The following is an 18,482-nucleotide window of genomic DNA, read 5'->3' on the forward strand; positions in this document are numbered from 1 at the left end:
TTCATTGTAAGTTTTTATTGCCCGGCATGCAATCATTTTTTAATCATGGAATGGGATGCGGAATCATCCGCACCCCTCCACAATTAATTGGCTGCCTTCTGAATTTCTTTATAAGCCCAGTGATTGGCGGGAACATCTTTAAATTGCATCGTGCCGGGTCGACCGACCACTTTAAAGGCACGGTTTACAATGACGATAAGTTCCGCACGGGTTACCGTGCGCTCGCCGCCAAAGGTGCCGTCGGGGTAGCCTTGAATGATCCCCGCATTTTGCACGGCGCCGACGTAGCCGTTGTACCAAGCGCCGCCTTTTACGTCGTTGAAGCGGGCGTTTTCTGCCTTCAGATTTAAGATGCGGGTCATGATGGCCGCAAGCTCCGCGCGGGTCATGCTTCCTTCCGGTTGCAGACTGCCGTCGTTATAGCCATTTAAAATGTTCAGGCCGTGGAGTCGAGCCACGCTATTTCCGTACCACTCTTTGCCGCTTACATCCTTCGGGAGACGATAGGCGTCGCTGTTTTGAATGAATTGATTCAAAATTTGAGCCACTTCCCCGCGGGTCACTTTCTTGTTCGGCTTAAAGCTGCCGTCGGGGAAGCCTTTTACATAAGCTTTTTCAGGCGCTTTCACCGTAAAGCTGTTTGCTTTTTGTTCCACATGCTTTGGTGCTTCCTTCTTCGCCTCAGGTTGTTTCGCCTCAGGCGCCGATCCTTGATGGCTCGGACGGTTAGAAGGTGCAGGCGATTCGCCTCTCGGCTCTTGGCGAGGCCAAGGGTTCGGCTTCGGCACGTCGGGTGTCGGCTCCGGCTTCGGCTTCGGCACGTCGGGTGTAGGCTCCGGCTTCGGTGTTTCCGTTACCAATTGATCCATGGCGTCGTAAACAGAGGTTACTGCTCGATCCATGGCCGATACATCGTTGCCTTCTAAAGCCGCCTTGGCCGAGTGAATGGCATCTTCAAGCTTGGCTTTCGATTCTGCCGTATAAGTTGCGGCGGCAAGTTTTCTTTCCGCTTTTTCAATGGCCTCTTTCAATGCCGTTTTTGCTTTTTCGAGGGCCTCGTCCACCTTCGGCGGTTTTTCTTCCGATTCTTCAACCTGCTTCATGTTGTCGATATCGTAGCTTAGCCGCATAACATCTTTATGGAAGTCGGGTGCGTTGCCCAGGACGTATTTCACTTTCACGAAATGTTCCCGACGAAGGTCTTTGCCCATGTCGATGGTGACAGAGGTTAAGTCTCCCATGGCATCGGTTACTTTGTTGATGACGGGCATGGCGTCCACTTTGCCCTCCATATCGGTAGAGGCAAAGAGAATGTCTTTCAAATGACCTTCCAGGTTCCCAATTTGAAGAACCTTACAATTGACAGTGACGCGGTAATTGATCTTGCCCTCTTTGTCCGTTGTCTTGACCACCTTCGCAGGGGATTTGAAGACGCCGGCGGCCATAGAATCTTGATCCTTGCTTGCGTGAAGTGCTCTAAAGGGAAGCTCGAAGATTTCTGTTTTCGCCGCTTCTTCTTGAGACGCTTTTTCCAGAAGAGCAATGGCTTCTTTTAAGGTCCTACGTCCGTATTTCAAACTATCTAAACTGGATTTTTCGTTATCGGCAATTCTCTGTACATAGGCGATGCGCTCTTGTAATTGCAGCCAGCTTTTAGGCGTATAATCGCTTTCTTTTAGCTCGCGCGCCGCTAAGAGCTCTTGCTTTAATGCTTCGCGCTCAGCTTCCCGCTCTTTCTTGCCCGTAATGGAGTGAAGCTTTGCCATGGCTTCTCGTAATTCCTGTGCCGCGCCGTTGACTTCCTCTTGTGAGGGGAAGGGGCGATCCATAAGCTCTTCCGCTGCTTCCACTGCCAATTCCAAGCGACGGAAGGATTCCGACGTAAAGTCGCTCCTATTGTATTGAGCGTCCTTGTAAGCCTTCAACGCTTCTTCCAGCACTTTTTTATCGACCAAAGCGGCGCCGTCTTTGCGCTTCAATCCGTCCAGGGCATCGTTAAGATCGTAAGTCGCATTATTGACCTTATCCTGATTCTTTTCCCCGTCGGGTTTTTGAAGGATGGCTTTCGCTTTCTCTAAAGCTTTTTGTACTTTTTGCCACGTCTTATCGGTGTAGTCTTCAGCCTTTAAAGCTTCCGCATGTTCAATGGCACGCTTTAATTTCGATTGATCGAAGCTAGATTCGCCTTTTTTGCGCAGCTTGCTGAGGCCTTCGTTTAAGTTGTTGTAAACTTTGTCCACGTCGTCTTGGCTTGCATTGTCGTTGGCTATGGTTTGTTCCGCCATGGGCAGGTAAAGGTCGATGTATTGCCAGTGACGTAGATCGTCCTTCGTTTCCATGGCGTATTCCGACTTATGAGCCAGGGCTTCCCGTGCCTTGGCGACTAATGCGCGAAGTTTATTCTTGTCGACGTAGTTGGGATCTTTTTCCTCAAGGGGCTTGAGGGTGACGGTCCAAGCACTGGCACTGGTATTGGCAGCCCATGTTTTGGAACGATCACTTAGTCCGTAATAGCCGTCTTCCATATCTTGGAGTTCTACATTGGAGGGAATGAAGTTAAGGCGTACTTTCTTTTCCTTTTGTCCCGGTGCAAATTCTATATTTTGCTCCGTTCGGTATACGTCTTTGCCGATTAACTTTAAGCGAAGAGCGCCGTCATAACCTTTTCGGTTTAAGCGAACGTTTATTTCTTTGCTTTCGACTTTGTTAACGTTGACGCTCTTCGTCAACAGTTTTTGACTGTCCACGGTGAAATCTTCGCCGCCGTCGACCATGGCGTAATAGTCTTTCTGAATGCCGCTTACATCGATGGTGTAATTGCCTAAGGGCAGCTTAATGGTTTGAAGACCGGGGTTGACAATGGTCGGTACATATTCTTGGCCTTCCACGTCTTTATTTTTTACCACGAGGGACACGTTCACCTTGTCGGGATTGTTCAAGCTAATGTGAACATCTGCCGTAGCGACGGATTCAAAGTGCACTTCCAGCTCTTTCACAAGCTCGTCTTCTCCGATTTCAAATTCCTGGGCTTTCTTGCCGATTAATTTGTAGTTTCCGTCTTTCACGTTAACCACGAGTAAATGCTTTCCGGGAGAAAGATTATTCGGGTCTTCGATTTTTCCGTCGGGACTTTGTACCGTCCAAGTAAAGGCTTCGCTGGGTACGGCTTCGCTTCCGGCCAAAGCCTTAATGCGCACGCTCCGTTCGTTGCCGGTGCGTTCGCCGCTTGCAAGAGGATAGTGTACATCGTTGCGGGCTTGGTCGTTGATTTCCACTTCGTAATCTTCGATCTTTATATTTTTTAAGTCGAAAACATATTTCCCGTTTTCCATCTTGGGCTCGATGGTGTCTTTGCCTTTTTTCAAGCGCACAGAAAGAATGCCGGAGCCGTTTTCGTCGATGGATTCGACGGTGTAGGTGCTCTTGTCGGCGTTAAAGTATGCCTTCGTCACGCGAGGATACACTCTGTCCATGGTGATGGGGAATTCCATCACTTGGCTGTCCGCGCCGATGGATTTTCCGGCAGCGGCAACTTTTACCGTCATGTAGTATTTTCCATCGGGAAGGGGCTTACCCGATAAATCGTTGCCGTTCCATTGCCAGTGGGGCTTGGTGGTCATCATATTATTGGCAAACATATTGCCCATTCTCGGATCCACGAAGAAGTTTTTCACGCCGTGATCTTCCGGGTTTTTGCTGTAATAAACTTGCTTGCCTTGATGATCTCTAATGGCGATTTCGACACCGCCGAAGTTTCTCAGGAAGGTCGCCATAAAGATGGCCTTGTCCGCTCTGCCGTCGCCGTTGGGCGAGAAGGCGATCTTTTCTTTATCGAAGACGGGATTGGCCTTCGTCGAGTTGGCTTGCGCACCTAATACGATAAGGTTTTTGTCGATTTCGCCGCCGATATTGGTGCCGTAGTAATCGTCTTCTCCGCCTTTGTCATAGTAGTAGGAGCGCTTCTTCGCCTTCACTAAATCGTAAAGGGGTGTCTCCGCTATTTCCAGCTTGTCGAAATTGCCGTGGAATCCGACGAAAGGAGCCGACAAATTCACGCCGCCTTGCTCTTCGCAGAAGACAAAACCTTCCAGGAAGAAGCCGTTGGGCATGGTTTGCTCTAGCTTATCCAAACCCGTTACGGGAAGTTCTACCGTTAATTCCAGGGATTGATGGGGTTCGACTGTGACGGTTTTCCTTTCGCTTTCGGAAATCTTTTGAGGACGCAAGACGATCTTGCCGCCTTCGACCTTGTCCGTATTTAACACGCCGTAGTAGGTGTAGGTCTTCGGTTTATCTGACAAATTGACGATTTTAAAGGGTACGGTGACCTTGTCGCCGCTTAAATTCTTGCCTAGATTGATGGAAGTTAAGCCGTGGGATCCTTCGATAAAGGCGGTGGTCGTAATGGCTTTATCCACTTGCATCAGGCCCGAGCCTTGTTGACGAGGCGAGGCATAGGCTCCGGAGTCCTTGTATTTGTAAGGTTGCGCCGTAGACATTAACAGTTTTTTAATGAGATCGTACTTCTTATCACCGTGAATATCAGAGAAATCTTTCTCTACCCGTTGTTTCACAAGGGCCACGCCGCCGGCGACGTGGGGTGCCGCCATGGAAGTACCGTCCATGACGCCGTATTGATTGTCGTTCAATGAAGAAAGAATGCCGCCACCCGGCGCCGCAATATCCGGCTTCAGATTGCCATTAGGCGTTAAACCCCAAGAGGAAAATTCCGAGGGTTGGCCGCCGTCTTCACTTATACTGTAAACATACTCGTCGTTAAAACGAATTTGTGCTTGGGGATTTCTTTCGATGATGCTCTTTAAATAAAGGCCGTCTTTCCTGTTAACAAAAGCGGCGGGAATGGTCGTCCCCGGCGCTTCCACTTGGATTAGAGGCATATCCGGCTCATTATCGTAAATAATAACGCCTGCATACCCCTTGTCCCGGGCATTGTTAATCTTATCTGTAAAAGAAAGGGGATCGCCGGCAACAGGGCCCGGCTCGCCACGCTCGATTAAAGCGTAGGTGTTCCCGTCTCCGTTTTCTTTAAAGTCCTCTGGCCGCCCGTAACCGCAATCTTTTAAGGAAACCCATTGATCCGTTACCTTGCCAATGGCCGTCGGTTGGAAACTTAACACGCGATCGTCGCCCTTAATTTGAATGCCCTTTTTGGCCACCTGCATATTTTGAATGGAGGCCACGGAAAGAGAATTGGGGCTGACGGAGGGGTCGGCCAACATACCGATGTCCGGATTTTCCGCTTTCGGCTTAGCATTTGAGCCGGGAGAGTAGCCGAAGAAGCCGTTGTTCCCCGCCGCAATAGCTACGAGAATCCCCGCTTGCTTTGCTTTTTCAAGGGCGCGCACGGTATTCGGGAAGACATAATCTTCCGTACCGGCAGGGGAGCCGATGCTGATGTTCATGGAATCCACGCCCAATTTAATGGCATCGTCAATGGCCTTGGTATAAATTTCCGCCGAAGTGCCGTTGCCGAACATGCCGCCGCCGAAAACGCGCATAAAGACGATTTGTGCTTCCGGCGCCACCCCTTGAATTTTATTACTGTTCCCTGCCACAATGCCCGAAACGTGCATGCCGTGGCTCATGGGATCAAATTCTTTAATGGAAGTGGATTTGTTGGCGTAGTTGTAGCCGAAGGGGATCTTCGAGCTGAAGTACTCGCCGCGGGCGATGTCCAAGTCGCTGATCAACTTCTTCACTTCGCCTTGACTTTTGATGCGACCGCTATTTGGATCGCTGAGCTTCATGGCTTCGTGGTAAGGATCCACGCCGGAGTCGATGACGGCGATGACGCTGCCTTTTCCGGCGTAGCTTTTTTTCCACGCCTTGTTTGCTTCCACCATATTATTGGACGAGGTGTCCGTCTTTCCGAAGGAGCGGGGCATGATGGATTTTTTCGGCGCCTTAAACTGTTGGGAAATTTCCACAGAGGCGACGTCCGCCATTTTTTCAATGACGGGAATTTCTTTCCGCTGTACTTTCAAGGCGACGCCGGTGTAGGCCACGTCGTAGGTTTCAACCACTTCGTAAGGAATCTTGGCCGCCTTTAAGCTATTGTAAAAAGTTTCCCGCGCCGCACGAGCATAGGCCACTTGGGCGCGAATATTTTCTCTTGTGTTTAAATCTTCGGCATCCACCGACGGTAATCCCGTTCTTTTTTCTCGCTTGCGCTCCTTTAGCGCCACGAGCAAGGTGATTTTTTCCGATGGATCTTTATCGCCAAAGGAGGCAGCTTTGGCCGCCCCATTGGGGGCGGCTGCAAAGCTGGGACTTATCATTGCTGTAAAGAGCATTAAGAAACTTAATACCACAGGTATGACAAATCGTCTGATAGAAACTCCTTGTTTACTCATTGGATGAGCATCCTCTCTTTCTTGCTTTTTTCACATTTAGTTGGCGGCTTTTTGAATGTCTTCGTAAGCCCAGTGGTTTTCCGGCAAATCGCTGAACGCCTTGCGGGATTCCTTCTTGGGAATATTGAATGCACGGTTAATCATGGCGATAATTTCCGCACGGGTAATGACGCGGTCTCCGCCAAAGGATCCGTCTTCGTAGCCGACGACGATGCCCGCTTCTTTAAGGGCACCGGCATAGCCTGCATACCATGCGTTTGCGGGAACATCTTTAAATCCGCCTTGTTTCGGTTGAAGGCCTTTTAATCTGGCGATCATGGTAACCGCTTGTGCCCTGGTGACACCTTCATCAGGACGGTAATTGCCGTCGCCGTAGCCGGTGATTATACCTGCATTGATTAAGGTTTTAAAGCTGTCGAAATACCAATCCGTGGGGCGAATGTCTGCGAGGGCTTTTTGTAAATCGCCGCTGACATTTACAAAACGTGCCAGCATGGTGGCGATTTCCGAGCGAACCACTTTTTGATTCGGTTTAAAGCTTCCGTCGGGATAGCCTTTGACGAAGGCTTCTTTCGGCACATTCAGCGTAAAGTTCGCCTTGGTTTCCGTCACCTTCGGTTTTTCAACCGGTTTACTTTCCTGAGGTTTCGACGGAGCGGATTGAGAATTTCCGCCGGGTCTGTGCCCGCTCCAACCGGAAGAGGAACCGCTCGGCCTGTTTTTCTTATCTTGTGAAGGCTTCGGTTGAGGTTTCGGTTGAGGCGTCGGCTGCGGTGTCGGTTGCGGTGTCGGCTTTTGTACTTCTTTTAAGCCTGCCACCGCTTTTTCTAAATCGGCTTTTGCCGTGTTCATGGCATCGGCATCGTTACCTTTTAATGCTTTTTTGGCAGCGGTCAATTGTTCGCTTACCGCTTTCTTCGTTGCGTCGGTGTAATCTTTGCCGTCTTTCAGCTTCGCTTCTGCCGCTTCGATGGCTTTGGTTAAAGCCGCTTTCGCTTTTTTAAGCTTGGCATCTTCTCCGCTAACTGCCGGTTTTTCCTCCAGGGCTTTTACGGCATTTTCCAATGCAGCTTTCGCCGTGTTCATGGCATCGGCATCGTTACCTTTTAATGCTTTTTTGGCAGCGGTCAATTGTTCGCTTACCGCTTTCTTCGTTGCGTCGGTGTAATCTTTGCCGTCTTTCAGCTTCGCTTCTGCCGCCGCGATGGCTTTGGTTAAAGCATCTTTCGCTTCTTTAAGCTTGGCGTCTTCTCCACTAACTGCCGGTTTTTCCTCCAGGGCTTTTACGGCATTTTCCAATGCAGCTTTCGCCGTGTTCATGGCATCGGCATCGTTACCTTTTAATGCTTTTTTGGCAGCGGTCAATTGTTCGCTTACCGCTTTCTTCGTTGCGTCGGTGTAATCTTTGCCGTCTTTCAGCTTCGCTTCTGCCGCTTCAATGGCTGCCCTTAACGCGTCCTTTGCCTTGGCAAGGTCCTCATCAACAGCCGTTTCAGGGGTTTTGAAGTCTACGGAGTAGCTAAATTCCGTTACGAAAGTACTCTTCGTAAGCATCAGGCGACGGGTTAATTTATAATTTGCACCGGGATCCAATGCGGCTTCAATGACAGGGTTTAAGCTGTCTACCGGATCGATTTCCGATTCCACATCGTTGTGGCCCTTGTTCTTTACAAAACCGTTATAGACGACAGTGGCCTTGTCGCCGTCGATCTTTTCAATGATATTTTGAATCTTCCAGTCCCAGCCGGTTTTATCCAAGACTTGTGCAATGCCTAATCGGTCGTTGCCCGTGACAATGCCGTACTTCTTGTAAATGGTGTTTTCCACAAAGGCTTTGTATTCGTCGGGGCTCTTGAAGAATTTCCAATCGTTAATATCTCCAATATTCCAGTAGAACATTTGAAGGAGATCCAAATCTTGGCTTACCTTTACCTTGCCATCCGCATAGTTCACTTGTGCGTTGATGGCGCTGCGTTGGGGTTGGTAAAAGTTGTCGTGGGTGTCTTTAATGGTAACGCCCGCTTTTTTAATGGTAGCCAATTCGGCGTCCGTTAAGGTGGACTTCAAATAGTTGCAGGATACATCGAATTTGTTGAACCGTACCCGTTGACCGCTTGCCTTTTCCGCAATTTTATCGAAGGGAATGGCTTTTAAGAGATTGCCCTTGACGACTAAATTCGGATTTTTCGTGGCGTATTCATTGGCGTTGTCCGCCATGCGGAGCCACAAGCTCTCCGGCAAGGATTCAATTTCGTTGTTTTCCAAATCGAGAATGACCAGTCGGCTTAATTGATCCATGGCCTTGGGAAGCGCCTTCAGCTTGTTGTTGTTGGCTCGAAGTTCTTCCAGAGCTTTGTACTTGCCGAATGCTTCCGGCAAGGACCTTAGTTCATTGCCGTTGACATTAATGATTCTCAACCGTTTATACTTGTCTGCCAAAACGCCGTCCAGGCTGGTTAACTTGTTTTCGGAAGCATAGAAGGTTTCCAAACGACTTGCACCTTTCAAGAAGCCTTCAGGTAATTTTTCAATGCCGTTGTTAGACAAGTCGATCTCTCTGATTTTTGTATTTTTCGCCAGTAAGTCCTTGTCTAAGTCTGTCAGCTTATTCCCTGACATCCATAGAGTGGAGAGGTCTTCGTTTTTGTCGAAAATGCCCTTAGGAAGGGTCTTGATCTTGTTGCCGTAAATATTAATATGGGTAAGGCCCGTCATCTTGTCGAAAAGCCCTTCGGGGATTTCGGTAATGTCGTTGCTTGAAAGCTCGATGCCCGCAACGCCGGGGCCGAGATCCTTCAGCATGGAAATATCCGGTGTCTTGGCAATTTTTTCTCCGGAAAGATCCAAGCGGCCGGTGGCCTTATACAATTCGTCAGGGGTAAGCTTGCCGTCATTGTTCGAGTCCTTTACCCCGGCTGCTAACAACTTCAAGGTAAGATTCTCATCGTTTCTCTTCTTTTGCGCTTCGGGATCCGTGGGATCGTCGTAGCCTTTAAAGCCTTTTTTAATGGGGGGGTTAAAGTGGAGGTCGGCCTTACGATAATTTTCAAAATGACCGATTTGATCGGCGCTTCCTCCCATGATTTTTACAAGAACAGCGAGCTTTTGAATTTGATGCAAATCCTTCACTTCGCAAGTATAGATGGCTTGATCTTGTTTTAAACCCTCGGTGGTTTTTTCGCCGGACTTAAATTGACCGTCGATCTTCATACCTAAGTCCAGTATTTGATCCGCCAGTTTACCTGCCCTCAAGGACAACATCATTTTGCCGTCCTTCACGACAAGCTTGGCACGATTGCCGATAATGCCGCTTACCATGGGAAGCTCTTTGGTTTTCCCTTCTTCAGTAGGCGTGAAATGAATGGTGTATTCGCCGTTGGGAAGCTTGTCCGTTAAATCGAAATTGTCGGTCTTGGCAGGTGTATCGCCGGCTTTTCTGTTTTCCCATTCGCTTCCGTCGGAGAAGACCACTTTAATGTGGGGGTTTTCTCCCGCAGCCACGACTGCATTCAAGAGTGCTTCTCCGCCGCCTTCATAGGTGGCGACTTCAAAATTATCCGTTACCATCGTCCAATATACAGTGACATTTTCAATGGCTTCGCCGCCGTTGACGAAGAACTTCGCTTCTTTAATTGCATCTGCAAATGCTTTTTGCCCGTCACGGTCGTCGGATTTCATATTCTTCAGACTGATCTTTAGGGCGTCGGAGCCTGCATAATTTTTTTCCGCCTTCACGTCCTTGATTTGGAAGCGCTCGTTAAGCTTCCTCGTATCCCCCGGCTCTTCTTTTACGCCGGAGGTGACAAAGTAGTAGCTGAATTTTTCCGCTTCAAAGACGATCTTATCGCCTTGGATCTTCACGTCTTTTACAAGCTCGGGTGCCGCTGCGCCCTCTTTATCGAAGTGGTAAACCTTCACGCTGTCTTTATCGTGTTTCCCAAGGGGAAGGCTTACTGCCACCTTGCGATTCGGTTGTTGTTTCGCATTGTTAAGCAGGAAGCTGATGTCAAAGGCCGTGACAGTCTTGGCTTTTTCGGCAACAGCTTTTACTGCCACATTGTCTTTTACAAATTGATCGCCTGCGACATCCGTAACCTTCAGTTCAACGCCCTCTTTAAAGGCACCCTTGGGGTATACAACGGATACCTTCGCAGCGTCGTCGGTTTTTTTGATCATCTTGTCGCTTGTAATGGCGTAAGTGGTAAAGGTGTTGGTGGAGTAGGTGATAAAGTTGCCTTCCACTTTGGGCTCTACTTTGTAGGTTCCCGTATACATTTGTTCGTCGTCTTCGTCGTAATTAGCATAGGCTTGGTATAAACCGACGCTTGTTTTGTTGTGTTCGCCCACGGGGAAGAAAAGCTTCACATTCTTAATGGTGCCTTGCTTTACTCCGTTCTTTACGAAGGACACGTCGTAGGCGGTAAAGTTCCCTGCTTTGTCGATTTCCTTGTCCGCGTTTTTATAGGTTTCAAAGAATTTCGCTTTTTCGACTTTTTCTACTTTAAGTTCCGTTCCCTCTTCAAAGACATCGGACATGTATTCCGCTTTCACACCTGTGGCAGCGTCCATTTTGGTGACGAGCTTGGGCGTTTCCGGTTGCGGTTTCGGTGCATTGGGATCTTCCACCGGCGTAATGGTCACGGTCTTGGTCGCCGTGGTGTTGTCGTTGTAGGTAATTTCCACTTTGATTTCGCTCTTGCCGTAAAGGGCTTTGGCGATTTCTTCGTCGTTGGAAATGTAGTGATCGGTAACCATACTAAAACCAAAGGTCGATTTGTCGTATGCTTTTCCGTTGATCTTAATGGTCTTAATTTCGTTACCTACTTCTTTCGCCTTTTGAGCCGAACCGAAATCCAATTCTAATTGAGGCGAGGATCCATTGATTTTAAAGATAATGTTTTGAATGGGGTATTCGTCTTTCTTTCCGGTTTCAGGGGCCGGCGTTTCGTGTCCGCTTTCGTTGGGCTTGTTGTCCCATACGGAGCCGTCGGAGAAGGTAACCACAATATGGGGATCATTGCCCGCTTCTTTTATTGCCTTACCAAGTGCCGGTCCTCCGTAGGGCGAGAAGCTAAATGCTTCAAAACATTCCTCCAAGCCGCGAGAAATACTACCTTGGACATTGGTGATTTTTTCGCCGCCATTGACTTGGAAACTGGCGTCCTTCATGGCATTTTCCAATGCCGTACTTTCCGCCATATCTGATTTAGGCGGAAGGTTTTTAAAGAAAATTTTCGGCTGACTGTAGTCGTAATTACCGGTATAGTTTTTAGTGAAGCCGATGCGTTCGATTTGGAAGCGCTTAGCCAATGTGTTTTCATTGCCCGGTTCCGGTTTTTGATTTTTGTCTTGCTCGGCGATGTATTTCTTTACATCGAATTTAATTTCTTTCGGCGCTACATAGCCCGCTTGGGTGTAGGTAATGGTGTTGCCGTCTTTAAAGCCGATGACGATTTTGTGGGCCTTGTTGTCTAAAAGCTTTAAGCCCGTCATGGCAAATTCAAGCTTCCCGTTAAACAGCGTAAGATCTCTCGTGTCTTTCTTTGCATCGATGAAAAAGTTGGTCCACTCCGGTCTTAAATCATTGCCTCCGTTATCGTCGACGAGAATGTAGCGAATGTTTTGGAAGTATTTTTCGTGCCATTTTTCCCTCGGGATATCGCTGGAAAGGGTTAGGGCATTGCCTAATTTTTCGGGCGTGCCCACGCCGTCGATCTCTAAACCTTCTGCCATGCCCCCGGTGTTCACTTGGCTGAGTTTTTCATTGGGGGTAGGTTCATTGTTCTTATCGACATAACCTTCTTCCCTCATCACGACTTCCGAGCTGTCCTTCATGATGATTTTAAATTCATGGGCGGTGTTCGCGGCGAAGTTCTCTACAATGGCCTTCCCGTCTTTCATCTTATCCCATGTGCAGAAAATTCCGTTATACCACAGGAGATTGGGGAAATTGTCGCTTCCTATGCGGTTCAGCGTCTTTCCGTCGATGACGACCTTCTCCACATTGTTTTTTAATAAGTAATTTAACGCGCCGCCGTTGTCGGAATCATATTTGTATGACAATCGAACGCCGACATAGGTTCCTTTAGGGTCTGTGCTGGATTGTCCTGTTTCGATCGATGTGATCGTCAGGCCATCTGCCATTTTCTTTATCTTTTCGTTTTTGATCACGCCTTTATAAAAGGTATAACCTTGCGCCGTGATCTCAATGGGATTTTCCGGCAGAACGAGGACATGATTGTCGATGATAATCTTTTCTTCGTCTTCATCGAAAACAAATCTATAATTCTTTTCCCCGGTTGTGCTTCCCTCTTTGTAATAATACTGCCCATTTAACTTAATGGATTCAATGCTTTGCATCCAATCACGCTGCGCTTGGCTGGGCTCGGCGCCGGCAAATCCTATTTTTAAAGCACCTGCCGATGTATCGAAGACGATGCCCTGAGGCACTTCCTTCGCCCCATTGGCGTGGACACTCCTTACAGGAAAACTTGTCAGCAACATACAAAAAGCCAACAAGAGTGCGATATGTCGTTTCATTTATATTCCTCCTTCTGTCTATGGTTAAATAAGAGCCAACTGATCGTTACTATCATTATGTTAATTAAGCCGGTAGACTTTTTCAATGGATTCGGTATAATTTTTTGCGTTACCCTTGGTTAACGGAGAGGGAGTGATATCTCCTCTCATCATCCTTTTATTCCCATGATTTCAAGGTTTTGCCCACCGTAAACAGGGGGTTATTTTAATTTCAATTTTTACTTTTCAGCGGCACAAAAAAAAAGCACCTCCGTAGAGATGCTTTCGCTCTTTGTCATAAATTTTTTTACATTTTCACCGAGGTCAAGACGGACATGATGCCGTCGATGGCGTAGGAGCGGCGGCTCGGCACCTCGCCTTGTTTTCGCGGTTCTTTTTCCTTCACCGTGGCCACCAAATAATTTCCGTCTTTCGCGCCCAAGAGGAGCTGGTCTTTTTGCGGAAAGTCTTTGGGGTTTTCTTCGATGGTGCCTAAGATTTCGCCGGTTGCTTTAAACTTAAAGGCGATGCTGCCCTTTCCCTTCACCACTTCCACCCCTTCGATGCCGTCTTCTGGCCAATCCCAGGTGATGGCGGGACCAGTGAGGGTTTCTTTTTGCGTGATGTCACTGTAGGCCAGGTCCTTTCTGTCGAAGGTGCCCAGGACGAGAAGGTGCTTCTCTTCGTCATAGTAGACGATTTTTTTCTGCGATTCGAAGACCGTTTCCATGTTCACGTAGCGCTTATCGCCTTGGCGGATGACGGTGTCTTTTTGAATGGGAATTTGAATGATCTTCTCCTGCGTCGTTTTAAAAGACACATTGTCCTCGTCTTTCACGGGCAGGTAGCATGCCTTTTCCATGACCACGTCTTCGTCGATGAATGCCTTGCCGTCTTTTACGATGTAGTCCGACGGGTCCAGTAGCTGTCCGCAAAAAATCACCTGATCCACCGTTCGCGACGCCGGCGCCGTACAGCCTACCAAAAAAAGCAAGAACAGCGCGGCGAATAATCCTTTTTTCATTTCATCTCCCCCTTTTTTCTCATTATAGCAAAGGGTGCCGAAGAAAAAGAGTCGGCAAATCGAAGCTTTTCCTAAGATTCCATGCTTTGTTTGCAAAAGAAAAACGCCCGCCGAAGCGAGCGCCATCTTTTATTTTGTTAATCCATTAATTTAGAGCCGTTTACGCGGATCCCGGGGCCCATAGTGGAAGCCACGGTGACGGAGCGCAAGTAGCGACCTTTCGCTGCTGCCGGTTTCGAACGAATAATGGCAGACATTAAGGTTTTGAAGTTTTCGGTCAACTTTTCGGTGCCGAAGGATTTCTTGCCGATGGGTACGTTGATGATGGCCGCTTTGTCGACGCGGTATTCAACTTTACCTGCTTTGATTTCTTGCACAGCTTGCGCTACTTCAAAGGTAACGGTGCCGGCTTTCGGGTTCGGCATGAGGCCCTTGGGACCTAAAACACGGCCGATACGACCGACGACGCCCATCATGTCGGGTGTTGCCACGACGACATCGAATTCGAACCAGTTTTCGTCTTGGATCTTCTTCATGAGCTCTTCGCCACCGACGTAATCTGCGCCGGCTTCTTCGGCTTCTTTTGCCTTGTCGCCCTTAGCGAAGACCAAGATGCGTTCCGTACGACCGGTGCCGTGGGGCAGGACGACGGTGCCGCGAACTTGTTGGTCGGCGTGACGGGGGTCGACGCCGAGGCGAACGGCGAGCTCGATGGTTTCATCGAAATTAGCGACGGCGGTCTTTTGTACCAATTCAATGGCTTCGTTCACATCGTAAAGATTGGAACGATCGACGAGTTTAAGACTGTCTTGATATTTTTTACCTCTCTTAGGCATGTTTAACCTCCTTGTGGTTCAAACGAAATGGAATTTCTCCCACTAACCTTCTACTTCGACGCCCATGCTGCGTGCCGTACCGGCGATCATGCGCATGGCCGCTTCGACATCGGCTGCGTTTAAGTCGGGCATTTTCGTTTCGGCGATTTGGCGGCATTGATCTTTGGTGATCTTGGCCACTTTGGTCTTGTTGGGCTCGCCGCTTGCTTTGTCGATGCCTGCCGCTTTTTTAATTAAGACGGCTGCCGGCGGGGTCTTGGTAATAAAGGTAAAGGAACGATCTTGGTAGACGGTCATGACAACCGGAATGATCATACCGGCTTGGTCTTGCGTCTTGGCGTTAAATGCTTTGGTAAATTCCATAATGTTAACGCCGTGGGGCCCGAGGGCGGTACCGACCGGCGGTGCCGGCGTTGCCTTGCCTGCGGGGATTTGTAATTTAACGATTGCTATGACTTTCTTTGCCATAGTACACCTCCTAATGTGGTTTTGCGGGGTTTCCCTCCCACTCTTAATGTGCTTACGTTTATGCCTCGGTTAATTGGTTGACGTCCAATTCCACCAAGGTGTCGCGGCCGAACATGGAAATGGTGACTTTCACCTTTCGATTTTCCTCGTCCAGCTCTTTGACAATGCCGACGAAATCTTCGAAGGGTCCCGTCAGGACTTTGACGCGATCGCCCACGACATAAGTATCCGACAGGGCTTCTTTTTTCGTCACGCCTAAGTGCTTGACCTCTTCATCGGAAAGAGGAATGGGTTTACTCCCCGGGCCGACGAAGCCGGTGACGCCTCTGGTATTTCTGACGACGTACCAGGATTTATCGTTCATAATCATCTTTACCAGGACGTAGGAAGGGAACATTTTGCGTTCCTTTAATTTCTTTACGCCGTCTTTTTCTTCGACGTAATCTTCCATGGGAACCTGGACATCAAAGATCATATCGCCGAGATCCTGATTTTTCACCATGGATTCCATATTGTCTTTGACTTTGTTTTCGTGGCCGGAATAGGTATGGATCACATACCAATGGGCTTCTTCCTGACCGGCTTCGCCCCGGTTGCGATTTAAATCATCTGTCAATTGAAATCCTCCATACCGCTTATACGCCGAAAATCAGGCCCATAATATGGCTAAAGACAAAGTCTACGGCATAAATAAACAGGGCGGTTACGATGCTGACGAAGATAACGATTAAGCTATATTGGAATAATTGTTTTTTCGTCGGCCATACGACCCGCTTAAATTCCCTTCTGACACCGCGAAAATATCTCGTTAAGGATTGTTTTTCCTCAACTTTCGGGGTAGTGGTTTTTTGCGCCATCGTATCTCTCCTTACTTCGTCTCCTTATGAACCGTATGGGTCTTGCAGAATTTGCAATATTTCTTCATTTCCATACGTTCAGGCGTATTTTTCTTGTTCTTGTACGTGACATAGTTTCTTTGCTTGCACTCTGTGCATTCTAATGTGACGCGATCTGCCATCACACACCTCCTCTGGCTAAATTAATGGAAATAAACTCAATAAAAAAGGGCTTGTATCAAGCCGCTTTTTCCAGTTTTCCGGATTTGGTTTACGGAGTAATCCTATCAAATATCCGGCTTCCTGTCAATTGTTTAGGCGTTTTTATTTTCTAAAAGCCCTTCCCAACGGTCCAATTCCTTCAGGTATTTTTCCCTGCGATGGGCATGTTCCGTTTCGAATGCTTTCGTCTCCCGGTCCACGGCTTCCAATCGCTCGGCGCTTAAATTTCTCTCGGCGAAGGGATAGACCACGGCGTTTTCCCGCTCGGCGTGGGCCTCGAGCAAAAAGGCGTAGTTGTACATAAGGCCGAAGACATCGAGGAGATGCTCATCCGTCGGTTCTTTTTCCCACACTTGGCGCGCTTCGTCTAAATTTCTGACGATGTTTCGCGCCTGATCGTGTTCGGCAAACATGCCTTGGCGCACGATTTTTTCCGCCACGTCACCTAAATCCGACAGCATGTAGCGAAAGAGAATGTCTTCTTCCTTGCCGTGGTGATGGGCGTCGGAGTAGTTTCGAATAAATTCGATCATGGGAAGCACTTCGTCTTGAAATAATACTTCCCCTTCCAATGCCTTGATTAAATAGCGGCGAATGATCCCGGTAAAGCGCAGGATCTGTTCGTGTTCGTTCATGAGTACATCAATTCCGTACATGGTCTTTCTCCTTTTCGATGATTTTTTCCGCCACCCGCATGCCGTCCATGGCGGAGGATACGATGCCGCCGGCGTAGCCCGCCCCTTCCCCGGCGGGGTAAAGATTTTCGTGGCTTATGGACTCCAGTGTACTTAAATCCCTCGTGATTCGCACCGGCGAGGAGGAGCGGGTCTCCGGAGCCGTGAGCATTGCCTTGTCGAGAAGGGCCGGGAAGCGGCGACCCATGTCCTTAAGCCCCTCGGTCAAGGCCCGGTCCAGCGCTTCGGGATAAATGGTGTGCAGATCCGCCTCGAAGGTGCCGGGCTTGTAGGTGGGCTCTACACCGCCTGTTTCTTCGCCGTAAAGGTAGCTGCTCACGCTTTCAACGGGCGCCTTGTAGCTGTTTGTCATAGCGAAGACCTTCTGCTCGATCTCCCGTTGAAATGCCACGCCGGCGAGAACGCCTTCGCCGTAGGTGGTGTGATCGATGGTGACGAGAACGGCGGCGTTGGCATTTTTCCCGTCGCGGGCCTTGTAGCTCATGCCGTTGGTTACGACGCCGCCTGCCTCCGATGCGGCGGCCACCACCTTGCCCCCGGGGCACATGCAGAAGGTGTAGACGCCCTTCTCTTCCACCTTGGCGGTGAGGCTGTAATCGGCGGCGGGGAGGAAGCGGTGATTGTCCCCGTACTGGCTCTTGTCGATGGCGGCCTGTGGCTCTTCGATGCGAAAGCCCACGGCAAAGGGCTTCTGCTCCATGGCCACACCTTTTTCGTGAAGCATGTAAAAGCTGTCCCGCGCCGAGTGGCCCAAGGCCAGCACCACGTACTTGGAGCGAAAATCCCCTTTGTTTGTACTCAGGCTGTAGCCGTCATTTTCCTTGACCAGAGATGTTAGCCTCGTGCGGAAATGGATCTCCGCCCCCATGGCCTCGAGTTCGCCTCTTAAGAGAACCAAAACTTTTCGCAGGGCATCGGTGCCCACGTGGGGCTTTTTCTTGTAGAGAATGCTTTCATCTTCCGCCAGGCGACTGAACAACGCGAGCACTGTGCGGCCACGGGGATCTTTGGAGCGGCTGGTAAGTTTGCCGTCGGAGAAGGTGCCTGCGCCGCCTTCGCCGAACTGCACATTGCTCTCGGGATCCAGCTTCCCCGTCTCCCAAAAAGCTTCCACTTTTTTTACGCGGTCTTCCACGCCGTCGCCACGCTCCAGAAGGATCGGCGCCATGCCCCGCTTGGCGAGAACCCAGGCGCAGAAAAGCCCCGCCGGTCCCGCGCCGACGACGACGGGCTTCTCCGTGGATTGAATGGGCGACAAATCGTAGGGCATCTCCTTCACGGGAAGGATTTGTTTGTTTTTACGCACCTTTTTATCCGTCGTAACGTCCACGGCGGCGATGAAGCGCATGGTGCGCCCCTTTCTGGCGTCGATGGATTCCCGGTGGCGGCTCCATGTGTAGTCCCCCGGCTTTAATCCGGTGATTTTTTCGATTTCGGCCTCGTAGGCCTCGGGTTTCGAGTCGATGGGCCGATGTAAATTGTTGATTCGATAGTTCATGGGCTCAATT

10 protein-coding genes are annotated in these 18,482 nt (G+C 49.3%); all 10 read right to left on the reverse strand.

Annotated elements, in window-relative coordinates:
• Positions 1-83 precede the first annotated feature (83 nt).
• Positions 84-6,374: a S8 family serine peptidase gene (locus tag KO087_RS04150; protein ID WP_215508027.1), complete on the reverse strand. Its 6,291-nt coding sequence runs from the start codon at positions 6,372-6,374 to the stop codon at positions 84-86.
• A 36-nt stretch (positions 6,375-6,410) separates the two neighbouring features.
• Positions 6,411-12,914, reverse strand: coding sequence for an S-layer homology domain-containing protein (locus KO087_RS04155; RefSeq protein WP_215508028.1), 6,504 nt, complete (start codon positions 12,912-12,914; stop codon positions 6,411-6,413).
• 286 nt (positions 12,915-13,200) lie between these two features.
• Entirely contained in the window at positions 13,201-13,917 is a 717-nt protein-coding gene (locus KO087_RS04160) for a hypothetical protein (protein ID WP_215508030.1), read from the reverse strand.
• Between the two features lie 137 nt (positions 13,918-14,054).
• On the reverse strand, positions 14,055-14,753 hold the full coding sequence (gene rplA / locus KO087_RS04165; protein WP_215508032.1) for a 50S ribosomal protein L1: 699 nt from the start codon (positions 14,751-14,753) through the stop codon (positions 14,055-14,057).
• Between the two features lie 42 nt (positions 14,754-14,795).
• Positions 14,796-15,221: a 50S ribosomal protein L11 gene (gene rplK, locus KO087_RS04170; protein ID WP_215508035.1), complete on the reverse strand. Its 426-nt coding sequence runs from the start codon at positions 15,219-15,221 to the stop codon at positions 14,796-14,798.
• A 58-nt stretch (positions 15,222-15,279) separates the two neighbouring features.
• Complete coding sequence (gene nusG, locus KO087_RS04175) at positions 15,280-15,837, reverse strand: transcription termination/antitermination protein NusG (RefSeq protein WP_215508037.1); 558 nt, start codon at positions 15,835-15,837, stop codon at positions 15,280-15,282.
• A 19-nt stretch (positions 15,838-15,856) separates the two neighbouring features.
• The gene (gene secE / locus KO087_RS04180) at positions 15,857-16,078 is read right to left on the reverse strand and encodes a preprotein translocase subunit SecE (protein WP_215508039.1); all 222 of its coding nucleotides are present in this window, start codon (positions 16,076-16,078) and stop codon (positions 15,857-15,859) included.
• Between the two features lie 11 nt (positions 16,079-16,089).
• A complete protein-coding gene (gene rpmG, locus KO087_RS04185) occupies positions 16,090-16,239 on the reverse strand; it encodes a 50S ribosomal protein L33 (protein ID WP_215508040.1) in 150 nt (49 codons plus the stop codon).
• Between the two features lie 132 nt (positions 16,240-16,371).
• The gene (locus tag KO087_RS04190; RefSeq protein WP_215508042.1) at positions 16,372-16,935 is read right to left on the reverse strand and encodes a hemerythrin domain-containing protein; all 564 of its coding nucleotides are present in this window, start codon (positions 16,933-16,935) and stop codon (positions 16,372-16,374) included.
• A complete protein-coding gene (locus KO087_RS04195; RefSeq protein WP_215508043.1) occupies positions 16,922-18,472 on the reverse strand; it encodes an NAD(P)/FAD-dependent oxidoreductase in 1,551 nt (516 codons plus the stop codon). Before KO087_RS04195 ends, KO087_RS04190 begins: the two co-directional genes overlap by 14 nt.
• Positions 18,473-18,482 lie beyond the last annotated feature (10 nt).

The sequence above is a fragment of the Peptoniphilus rachelemmaiella genome (assembly GCF_943169845.1).
GTDB lineage: Bacteria > Bacillota > Clostridia > Tissierellales > Peptoniphilaceae > Aedoeadaptatus > Aedoeadaptatus rachelemmaiella.